9 protein-coding genes are annotated in these 10,073 nt (G+C 65.6%); 2 read left to right on the forward strand and 7 right to left on the reverse strand.

Features of this window, described 5'->3' with window-relative positions; translation table 11 throughout:
- Positions 1 to 9: 9 nt before the first annotated feature.
- The 7 genes from AADJ04_RS09605 to kefC all read right to left on the reverse strand — a co-directional run bounded on the left by AADJ04_RS09605 (position 10) and on the right by kefC (position 8,486).
- On the reverse strand, positions 10 to 705 hold the full coding sequence (locus AADJ04_RS09605; protein WP_341239472.1) for a hypothetical protein: 696 nt from the start codon (positions 703 to 705) through the stop codon (positions 10 to 12).
- Positions 695 to 2,143 carry a HAMP domain-containing sensor histidine kinase gene (locus AADJ04_RS09610; protein WP_341239473.1) on the reverse strand — a complete coding sequence of 483 codons (1,449 nt, stop codon included), beginning with the start codon at positions 2,141 to 2,143 and terminating at the stop codon, positions 695 to 697. The genes AADJ04_RS09605 and AADJ04_RS09610 overlap by 11 nt, the downstream gene beginning before the upstream one ends.
- Before the next feature lie 25 nt (positions 2,144 to 2,168).
- Positions 2,169 to 3,515, reverse strand: coding sequence for a tRNA (N6-isopentenyl adenosine(37)-C2)-methylthiotransferase MiaB (gene miaB / locus AADJ04_RS09615; RefSeq protein ID WP_066694981.1), 1,347 nt, complete (start codon positions 3,513 to 3,515; stop codon positions 2,169 to 2,171).
- A 119-nt stretch (positions 3,516 to 3,634) separates the two neighbouring features.
- Entirely contained in the window at positions 3,635 to 4,102 is a 468-nt protein-coding gene (locus AADJ04_RS09620; RefSeq protein ID WP_338071818.1) for a hypothetical protein, read from the reverse strand.
- A 64-nt stretch (positions 4,103 to 4,166) separates the two neighbouring features.
- The gene (locus tag AADJ04_RS09625; protein ID WP_341239474.1) at positions 4,167 to 4,808 is read right to left on the reverse strand and encodes a trimeric intracellular cation channel family protein; all 642 of its coding nucleotides are present in this window, start codon (positions 4,806 to 4,808) and stop codon (positions 4,167 to 4,169) included.
- Between the two features lie 151 nt (positions 4,809 to 4,959).
- Complete coding sequence (locus tag AADJ04_RS09630; RefSeq protein ID WP_142083661.1) at positions 4,960 to 6,366, reverse strand: Fic family protein; 1,407 nt, start codon at positions 6,364 to 6,366, stop codon at positions 4,960 to 4,962.
- Between the two features lie 209 nt (positions 6,367 to 6,575).
- Positions 6,576 to 8,486 (reverse strand): glutathione-regulated potassium-efflux system protein KefC, encoded by a 1,911-nt coding sequence (kefC, locus tag AADJ04_RS09635; RefSeq protein ID WP_341239475.1) that lies wholly within the window; start codon positions 8,484 to 8,486, stop codon positions 6,576 to 6,578.
- A 218-nt stretch (positions 8,487 to 8,704) separates the two neighbouring features.
- Between kefC and AADJ04_RS09640 the strand changes: the two genes are divergently transcribed.
- Both AADJ04_RS09640 and AADJ04_RS09645 read left to right on the forward strand, forming a co-directional pair.
- Positions 8,705 to 9,343, forward strand: coding sequence for a LysE family transporter (locus AADJ04_RS09640; protein WP_341239476.1), 639 nt, complete (start codon positions 8,705 to 8,707; stop codon positions 9,341 to 9,343).
- Between the two features lie 131 nt (positions 9,344 to 9,474).
- Positions 9,475 to 10,073: ParA family protein (locus AADJ04_RS09645; RefSeq protein WP_341239477.1), on the forward strand; the 599-nt coding region annotated here is incomplete at its 3' end.

Genomic DNA, 10,073 nt, shown 5'->3' on the forward strand with positions numbered 1-10,073 from the left:
GTGTGGGGATCAGGGTTTGGTGCCGTTGCCCGGGCTGCTGGCGCCCGCAGCGGGTGCGGAAGGCGATGCGGCCGCAGGCGCTGGGCGTGTTTGCAGGCTGCGTTCGATGGCGCGCACGGCTTCGAGCCGTTCGCTCAGCTGGTCGTTGCGGCGCTGGGCTTCGCGCAGTTGCTGGCCTTGCCGCTCCAGTTGTTCTTCGAGACGACGCTGGTGCGTCAGCCGCGCCTCCAGCAGCCTTGCCAGGGGGTGCAGGTCCTGCGCATTGGCGTCGGCCAAGGTGCGCTGCACCAGCCCCAGCGCGCGGGCCGTATCTGCGGGCTGTCGGGTCTGGGTCAGCAGCAGTGCCAGCCGCAGGTGGCGGGCGGGCTTGGTGTCGTCGGGCACCGAGAGGCGGGCCATCTCGCGCGCCAGGGTGGTGGCGCTGGCGTCAAGCGCGCGGTCGGCATAGGCCAGCGTGTCGCGCAGCAGGTCTTTGGCGGGGGATGCGGGCTCTTCCAGCTCGGGCAGGGTCGGCTCTGGCGGCGTGGGCGCTGGCGTCCGGTTTGCCTCTGCCGTGGCCGCTGGTGGTGCCACCTCGATCGCTTCGGCCGCCTGTGGCTGCGGGGCTGAGGTGGCGCAGCCGGCCAGCACCGCCACGCACAAGGCCACCCCCCACAGCAGAGGGTGGCGCGGCGTGTGGCGGGGGCGGGTGGCTTCAGGATGCATCAGGGAGTTCGATTCGGAAAAAAGAGTGGGGCGCTTCGCCCAGCAGGTGCACGCGCCCGCCGTGGGCATGGATGTATTCCTGCACGATGGACAGCCCGATCCCGGTGCCGCGCACCGCGTTTTCTGGCTGGCGTTCACCACGGAAGAAGGGCTCGAACACATGGGCCTTGTCTGCCGGGGCCACGCCGGGCCCCTGGTCGCACACGTCAATCAGCACTGCACCGGGCGCGCGCGAAACGGCCAAGCGTACCGTACCCTGTTCGGGCGAAAAGCGAATGGCGTTGGACAGCAGGTTGCCCACGGCCGAGGCGATTTTTTCGGGGTCCAGCTGCAAGGTAGTGCGCTCGCCGCTCACCTCCACCCGCAGCTGGCGGGCCTGCCACTGCAGGCGTTGGCTTTCCACCAGGTCTTCCAGCAGGCCGATGAGTTCGGTTTCGCGCCGCTGCAGCTGGCGGGCTTCAAACGCCGCCGCGTTGAAACGCAGCAGCGCTTCGATCTCGCGTGGTAGCACCGGCGTGTTCGCGTGGAGGCCCTGCGCCGCTTCCCTCTGGCCCTCGATCCGCGCCCTGGTCTCTCCGTCTTGCAGCTCCGCCACGCCTTCGCGCAGCGCGGCCAGCGGGGTTTTGAGTTCGTGCGACACATGGCGCAAAAAGCGCGCCTTGTCGGCATCCAGCTCCAGCAGCCGCAGGCGCAGCCATTCCAGCTGCTGGCCCACGCGGCGCACGTCGGCCGGGCCGGTGATGGCCACGGGCCGCTCCAGCTGGTTCTCGCCCAGGCGGCGAATGGCGCGTTCCAGCCGCTTGAAGGGCCGCGCCAGCCACACGCCCAGAGACAGTGCCAGCACCAGGGCCAGCACGATGGCGCCCAGCAGCTGGTGCGTGACGGCTTCGCGGCTGGCCTGCACCATGGCGTCGAGTTCGCTGCTCTTGCGCGCGTTGAGTTCCTGCACCGCCTGGCTGATGGCCGCGTGCAGGTTGTCCAGCGCCACAAATTCATCGGCCACGCTGCGTTCGTGCTCCAGCGACAAGCCGGGCGGCGCGCGCAGCAGCTCGTGCACGGTGTCCATATGGCTGCGCCACTGCCGGGCGTGCTCGGGCGGCAGCCCCGCGTCTTCCAGCTGCTGCACCAGGCGCCGCGCATCGGCCGCCATGTCGTCAAAGCTCTGGCGCAGCTGTGCATCGCCCAGCACCAGTGACTGGCGCGCTGCACGCTCCAGCGCCTGGCCCCGCTGGTTCAGGGTTTGCGCGGCCGCGTTCGGGGCCGCTGCCTGGGCGGCGCTGGCCTGGCTTTCGGTCATCAGCGCTTCCAGCGTGAACAGCGTGCGCAGCGCACTGGTGCCCAGCAAGCCCGCGATCAGCAAGAACGCGAGCAGCAGCAGTTGCTGGAAGGACGGGCCGTAGTGCCGGGCCTTGGCGGGGCTGGTGGCTTCCTGGGCCATGGCCGTGAGGGTCAGGCGGTGAAAGTCAGGCGGTGAGGGGTGCGCCCTCGCGCACCAGCACCTCGCCGCGCAGGGTGTAGGCCTTGGCTTCGGTGATGGTCACATCCACCATCTGCCCCACCAGGCGGGGCTGGCCCGCAAAGTTGACCACGCGGTTGCATTCGGTGCGGCCCATCAGCTCGCCTGCATCGCGCTTGGAAGCGCCTTCCACCAGAATGCGCTGCACCGTGCCCACGCGGCTTTCGCTAATGGACTTGATGTTGGCGTTGATGACGCTCTGCAGATGCTGCAGCCGGCGCAGCTTCACGTCGTGCGGCGTGTCGTCGTGCAGGCCTGCGGCGGGCGTGCCAGGGCGGGGGCTGAAGATGAAGCTGAAGCTGTTGTCGAAGTGAATGTCGTCGATCAGCTTCATCATCTTGTTGAAGTCGTCTTCCGTCTCGCCGGGGAAGCCCACGATGAAGTCGCTGCTCATGGCCAGGTCGGGGCGAATGGCGCGCAGCTTGCGCACCGTGCTCTTGTATTCCATGGCGGTGTAGCCGCGCTTCATGGCCATCAAAATGCGGTCGCTGCCGTGCTGCACGGGCAGGTGCAGGTGGCTGGCCAGCTTGGGCAGCTTGGCGTAGGCCTCGATCAGTCGGGGTGTGAACTCGTTGGGGTGGCTGGTGGTGTAGCGGATGCGTTCGATGCCGGGAATGTCCGACACGTATTCGAGCAGCAGCGCAAAGTCGGCAATCTCGGCCGTGCCGCCCATCTTGCCCAGGTAGGCGTTCACGTTCTGGCCCAGCAGGGTGATTTCCTTCACGCCCTGGTCGGCCAGGCCTGCCACTTCCACCAGCACATCGTCAAACGGGCGGCTCACTTCTTCGCCACGGGTGTAGGGCACCACGCAGTAGCTGCAGTATTTGCTGCAGCCTTCCATGATCGACACAAAGGCCGAGGCACCCTCGACGCGCGCGGGCGGCAGGTGGTCGAACTTTTCAATCTCGGGGAAGCTGATGTCCACCTGCGGCTTATCCAGCTGCTCGCGCTGGTTCAGCATCTCGGGCAGGCGGTGCAGGGTCTGGGGGCCAAACACCACGTCCACATAGGGGGCGCGCTTGATGATCTCGGCGCCTTCCTGGCTGGCCACGCAGCCGCCTACGCCAATCTTCACGCCGCGGGCTTTCAGGTGCTTGATGCGGCCCAGGTCGCTGAAGACCTTTTCTTGCGCCTTCTCGCGCACCGAGCAGGTGTTGAAGAGGATGAGGTCGGCCTCATCCACGTTCTGGGTGGGCTCGTAGCCTTGGGCGGCGTTGAGCACGTCGGCCATCTTGTCCGAGTCGTACTCGTTCATCTGGCAGCCGAAGGTTTTGATAAAGACTTTTTTGGCCATGGCAATTTCAAAAATAGCAAGCAAACACCGCTGCCCACGGGGCGCGGTGACTGAGGGTGGGGTGGCCCCAAGGATCCTGAGGGGCCGAAACGCCGCCGCAGATGCGGCGGCCGGACGCGTTACTTCAGAACGTTGTCCGTGGTGATGTTGGTGGGCGCAGGGCTCTTGCCCTTGAGCGGCTTGGCCGCCTCGGCTTCGCTCAGGATCCAGGCCGCGTGCAGCATGCCGGTGCTGGTTTCAAGCACGTAGTTGACCTTGTACGTCTGGCCGATCACGGTGTGGCGTTGCACCAGTGTGTTTTGCGGGCTGAACAGGCGCATGCCAGGGGCCATGCGGATGTCGCGGCTGTTGAGCCGGGCCTCTTGCACCCCCAGGATGGTCAGCGTGCCGCGCTCTGCCGCATCAGGAAAGTTGCGCACGGCGCCCAGCGGGTTGACCACCTGCGCCTGGGCGCGGGGCAGTGCCGCGATGCTTGCGGCGCCTATCAGCGCTGCGGCCGCCAGCTGGGTGCGCCAGCGGCGGCGCAGGGCCCCGCGTGCCGTGGGTTGGGCAACTGCGTGGGAAGGGGGGCAAAAGGGTGTGTTCATGGGGGGCAGCAATTCGTGGTGTACATCCAGGGGCTGGGTGCGCGATTTTACGGCTTGGCCCCGTTCATACCCGCCAGGCGGGCAGCTCCCAGTTGCGCCACAGCGCCAAACCCCGCAGCCCGGCCGTGATCAGCACGCACGCCAGCAGGGGGCTGACCACGGTGCCGTCCACCTGGCGCAGCGCCACATCGGCCCAGCCGCCGGCAAAGGCGCACAGCGCATAAGGGCGGTGGTCGCTGAAGGCCTGGGGCACTTCGTTGCACAGCACATCGCGCAGCACGCCGCCAAACACGCCCGTGGTCACGCCCATCATCACGGCAATCAGCGCGGGCATGCCCACGGCGGTGGCAATGTCCACGCCCACGGCGGCGAACAGCCCCAGGCCGATGGCGTCGGGCAGCAGCATGGCGCGCTCGGTGGGCTCAAAGTGCCGCTGGCGCATGAACAGCATGGCGGCCAGGCTGAGCAGCAGGATGCCCCACACAAACTCGGTGTGCCGCACCCAGAAGAAGGGCCGCTGGTCCAGCAGCAAGTCGCGCAGCGTGCCGCCGCCGAAGGCCGACACAAACGCCACCACGCACACACCCACCGCATCAAAGCGCTTGCGCGCCGCCATCATCACGCCTGATAAGGCAAAGGCCACGGTGGCCGCCACTTCCAGGGCGATGCGCAGCAGTTCAATCCAGGGGGCGTTGATCCATTTCATGCCCGCGATTGTCGTGCGTCGCTGCGGCGCATGGGCCTGCCCAGCGGGTGTGAGGGTGGTTTTGCTATTTAATTTATAGCTGTTTGCGCTTGATGGATAAGCGCTGGAGCCTGTTTTATCTGAATTATTGGCGTTGGCAGGCCCGCTGCCTTCACCCCTTCATGTCCTGGGCACGCCGCTCCCACTCCCCAAACTCCAGCGGCCGGATCCCAAACCGCACGGCATTCCCGGCGTGCAGCGCGCCAAACTCGGCCAGCGCCAGTTGCACAAAATGCGCGTGGTCGGCCGCCGCAACGGAAGCTGGCATCCTGCTTGTCACCGCCTGCTCCGTGGGCGCATCCCCCTGCCGCACGATGGCTGCAATCACCTCCGCCAGCGCTTGTCGATGCCGCAGCCGAAAAATGTCTGGTGGCACCAGGTTCTGCTTCACCGCCACGTATTGCTGACAAGACCGCTCGTAGGCCCACACAAACACATCGCGCAGCAGGTCCACGCGGTTGAGTTCGTACACGCCCAGCATGCCGTCCACATACGCTTGCTGCGGTACGTCGATGAACGACAGCGGGCACAGGTTGTGACGGATGAAGGGGATGTTGGCGGCCAGGCGCGAGACGCGTTTATTCACATCCTCGAACGGCTGCAGGTACGGCAGGTGCACCATCAAGAAGAAGGCTTGCTCAAACGGGTCGGTGATCTCGGCGGCCATCTGCGTGACGATGCCGAAGAGTTCTTCGAGCCGTTGGGGCAAGGCAATGGGTAAGAAGACGCTGCCCCCGATCTCCACGGCGCGGCGGCGAATGCGGCCCACGGCGGTGGGGTCGGCCATCAGGCCGTCGGACAGGAAGGCGTGCAGCGCGATCAGCGTGTCTGTGTGTACGCGGGCGTTTTCGGGGTTGAGCACCAGGTATTCGATGGCCTGCTTGTGGTTCAGGATCATCTGGGTTTCTAGCGCGTTTTTGCCTTCGGCGGCCTGGCCGAACTCGATCAGGCGTTCGGTGTCGAGGTGGCTGTAGGTGTTGCCTTCGAGGTGGGAGGAGGCCCAAGACAGGTCGATGAGCAGGCGTTGGAGGATGTCTTTGGCAAAGGTGCCCGCAGGTGTTTGGTCTGCCGGTGAGCGGCCCAGGCTGTGCAGTTGTTCACGCAGGCCCGGCGGCAGGTAGGCCGTGTGGTTGGGCTCGTAGCTCGATAAAAAGTCCAGTTGGTAGCCCACCGGTTTACGCAGGTGGCGGGGCTGGGAGACAGTGGCACGGATGTCTGCGCCCTCTTTGGAGGTGGGGACGTAGTCTGCGGTGCTGGGGGGCACTGCTGTTGCCACAGCGGTGGATGTCTGCGCAGATGCGCCGGGCTGTGGCAGGCGGTGGTAGCGGGTGGCCCGGCCTTCGCCGCGCACCCCTATGCGTTTTTGCTCCACCAGCAACGCCAGGTGACGCTGCAGCGTTCGGCGGGGTATGCGGTTGCCATGCTGCTGGAGGAGACCGTCAATGCCTACCTCGTCGGTACTGGCGTTGATCCATTCGGCGAGTTGGTCCAGTGCTTGGGGCGGCGTGAGGCGGGGCATGTTCGAGGCTCCTAGTGGCGCGAATCGGCATTGCACCAAATAAAGTGGCGCGAAAATATTTTACGCGCCAAATATAGTGGCGCGAAAGCGTTTGCGCGCCACTATAGGATCGGCCCTCTCTGCGCATGGCCGGGGCAAAACCCGGTAGCACTGTTTCAAGTGTTAATTTGCTATCAAATAAGTAGCTTGAAGCGCTTTACGAATAAGCGCTAGAGCCTATTTTTATCTGAATCACGGGCGTTGGTAGATTTGCCGCCTTCTCCAGCATTCTCCACTCCGCCATACCCTGGGTAGACCTGCGCCCTGGCTTCGCGCTCGGTGTGTTCCTGGCGCTCCTTGGCCATTTGCTCGGCCAGCTGGGCGCGGCCTTCGCGGGCCACGGCCACCATCTTGGCGCGGTCTTTGTGGTGGGGGTACATGCGGTCGGCCAGCGTGATGTTGTGCTCGCGAAAGCGCCGGGTCATCTCCTGCGCCCGCGTGGGGCTCTGGCCCATCAGCTCCAGCACGGTGCGGGCGCTTTCAAGGCTGGACTCGAACAGCTCGCGCTGCACCAGTGTCACCCCCAGGTCGCGCAGCGCGTTCCAGTGGGTCAGGTCCCGTGCGCGAGCCACCAACTGCAATTGCGGGAAGTGCTTGCGCGCCAGGGTGACGATCTTGAGGGATTGCTCGGGGTCGTCCACCGCCACCACCAGCACGCGGGCGTGCTCGGCCCCGGCAATGCGCAGCAGGTCCAGCCGGGTGGCGTCGCCATAAAACACGCGGTACCCAAAGGCGCGGGCGATCTCGAGAATTTCCACGCTGTGGTCCAGCACGGTGGTGGGTATGCCCTGGGCCAGCATCACACGCGCCACGATTTGCCCGTAGCGGCCGAAGCCGGCGATGATGACCGGGGCTTCCTGTGGCTCCGAGATCTCTTGCTCCGGCGGAGCGGCGGGCTTGAGCTGCGCGTAACGGCGCAGCAGGGCGCGGTCTACCAGCACCAGCAGCAGCGGGCTGATGAGCATGGAAAGCGCCACCGCGCCGATGAGCAGCGAGGCCGTTTCGGCCGAAAACACCTGCGCCCCGGCAGCTGCCTGGAAGACCACGAAGGCAAACTCGCCCCCTTGCGCCAGCAGCAGGGTGAACACGGGCCGCTCTTGATAAGGCACGCCTGCCACCTTGGCCAGGGTGTAGATCACCACCGCCTTCAGGGCCAGAAAACCCAGCAGGATGCCTGCCATGAGCCAGGGCGAGCGCATGAGCACGCCAAAGTCAATGCTCATGCCCACGGCGATGAAGAACAGGCCCAGCAGAAGGCCCTTGAAGGGCTCGATGTCGGCTTCCAGCTCGCTGCGGTATTCGCTGTCGGCCAGCAGCACCCCGGCCAGAAAAGCCCCGAGCGCCATCGACAGGCCCACCATCACCATCAAATACGCAATGCCCACCACCAGCAGCAGCGAGGCAGCGGTGAAGATTTCAGGCGTGCGGCTCTTGGCAATCCAGCGCAGCAGGGGGCGCAGCAGCAGGCGACCGCCGAGCACGATGGCGCCGATCACGCCGACGATCTTCAGGGCCTCCAGCAGCACCTCGCCCGCCGAATGGTCGTCGCCAGCCCCCGCGGCCGCGCCCAACAGGGGCAGCAGCGCCAGGATGGGGATGGCCGCCACGTCCTGGAACAGCAGGATTGAAAAACCCGCCCGCCCGCTGCTGGTGCGCATGAGGTTGCGTTCGGCCAGCACCTGCAGCGCAATGGCGGTGGACGACAGCGCCAACCCCAGCGCCGCCACCAGGCTGATGCGCCAGGGCAGCCCGGCCAGCCAGCCTGCCGCAAACAGCACGGCCGCGCAGCCCAGCACCTGCGCGCTGCCGGTGCCGAAGATGGGGCGGCGCATGGCCCACAGGCGGCTGGGTTGCAGCTCCAGCCCCACCAAGAAGAGCATGAGCACCACGCCAAACTCGGCAAAGTGCAGGATGTCTTGCACATTGCTCACCAGCCCCAGCCCCCAGGGGCCGATGGCAATGCCTGCGGCCAGGTAGCCAATGATGGAGCCCAGGCCCAGCGCCTTGGCCAGGGGCACGGCAAGGACGGCGGCGCTCAGGTACAAAAAGCCGTAGGTGAGCCAGGTGGGTGCGTGTTCCATGGGGCGGGCGGTGGGCGGTCGATGCAGGGAAGCGTTGAGACAAGGTAGCGCAGGCGCCGCAGAATTTTGGCATCTACACGGCGCGGAGATTTTTAGCTATTTATTTGATAGCTGCTGGCGCTTTGTTTGCAAGACCTAAGGCTGTTTTTAATGCATGCAGAAGCTGCCAACTGGCGCTATGATGGCGCCCCTTCATTCCCCTCATTGCGGTGCACCCCATGGATTTGCAAACCTGGCTGGCTTTTTTTGCGGCGTCTTGCCTGATTGCAGTCTCGCCCGGCTCGGGCGCCGTGCTGTCGATGAGCCACGGGCTTTCGTACGGCGTGCGCAAGGCCAGCGCCACCATTTTGGGCTTGCAGCTCGGGCTGTTACTCATCCTGGTGATTGCCGGGGCGGGCGTGGGATCGCTGCTGCTGGCGTCTGAAGTGGCCTTCAGCGTGGTGAAGGTGGCGGGCGCCTGCTACCTGATTTACGTGGGTTTCAGCCAGTGGCGGGCGGGCGACAACTCCCCCCTTCACGGCGACGAAGCGGCACCCGCTGGCCCGTGGACCAAGCGCTGCCTGGCCGGTTTTTTGACCAACGCCACCAACCCCAAGGGCATCATCTTCATGGTGGCGGTGCTGCCCCAGTTCATGACCGACACGCGCCCGCTGTGGACGCAATTGCTGGTCATGGCCGCGACCACCGTAGCGGTGGACGTGGTGGTGATGCACGGCTACGCTGCCGGTGCCAGCGCCCTGCGCCGCCTCATGCGCAGCGCCCGCGCCATGCGCATGCAAAATCGCGTTTTTGGCGGGCTGCTGATGGCGGTGGGCGCGGGCCTGTTCTTCGTCAAGCGCGGCGGCCAGCACGCCTGAGGTGTTTGCCCAGCCCTGCGCTGCGTGTGTGCAAGGTGGGTGGTTTGCTATGGATTTGGTAGCTGGTAGCGCTTGCTGAATAAGCGCTAGCACCTGTTTTTGTTTGTTATTTTCTTTGCCAGGAGGTCAACATGCCAGTGGTTGTTGTTGCCAATCCCAAGGGGGGTGTGGGCAAGTCCACCCTTTCGACAAACGTGGCGGGTTACTACGCCAGCCAGGGGCATCCGGTCATCCTGGGCGATGTGGATCCCCAAAAATCTGCCCACCTGTGGCTGAGCCTGCGCCCCGCCACCGTGGCCCCCATCGGCCGGTGGGACACCGATGTGGATGCCCTGGCCAAGCCGCCCAAGGGCACCACGCACGCGGTGCTCGATACGCCCGCAGGCCTGCACGGCGGCGCCCTGAAGGATGTGCTCAAGATGGCCGACAAGGTCATCGTGCCGCTGCAGCCCAGCATCTTCGACATCTACGCCACCCAGGCGTTTCTCGACAAGCTGCGCGAACACCGCCACGCCGCTGGCGTGCAAGTGGGCATTGTGGGCATGCGCATTGACGAGCGCACCCGCTCGGCCGAGCAGCTGCACCACTTTGTGGAAGGCCTGGGCCTGCCCGTACTGGGCTATGTGCGCGATACGCAAAACTATGTGCATCTGGCGGCCCAGGGGCTCTCGGTGTTTGACGTGGGAGCCACCACCCGCGTGGCGCGTGACTTGGAGCAGTGGCAAAGCAT

The sequence above is a fragment of the uncultured Acidovorax sp. genome, from assembly GCF_964021665.1.
Lineage (GTDB): Bacteria > Pseudomonadota > Gammaproteobacteria > Burkholderiales > Burkholderiaceae_C > Acidovorax > Acidovorax temperans.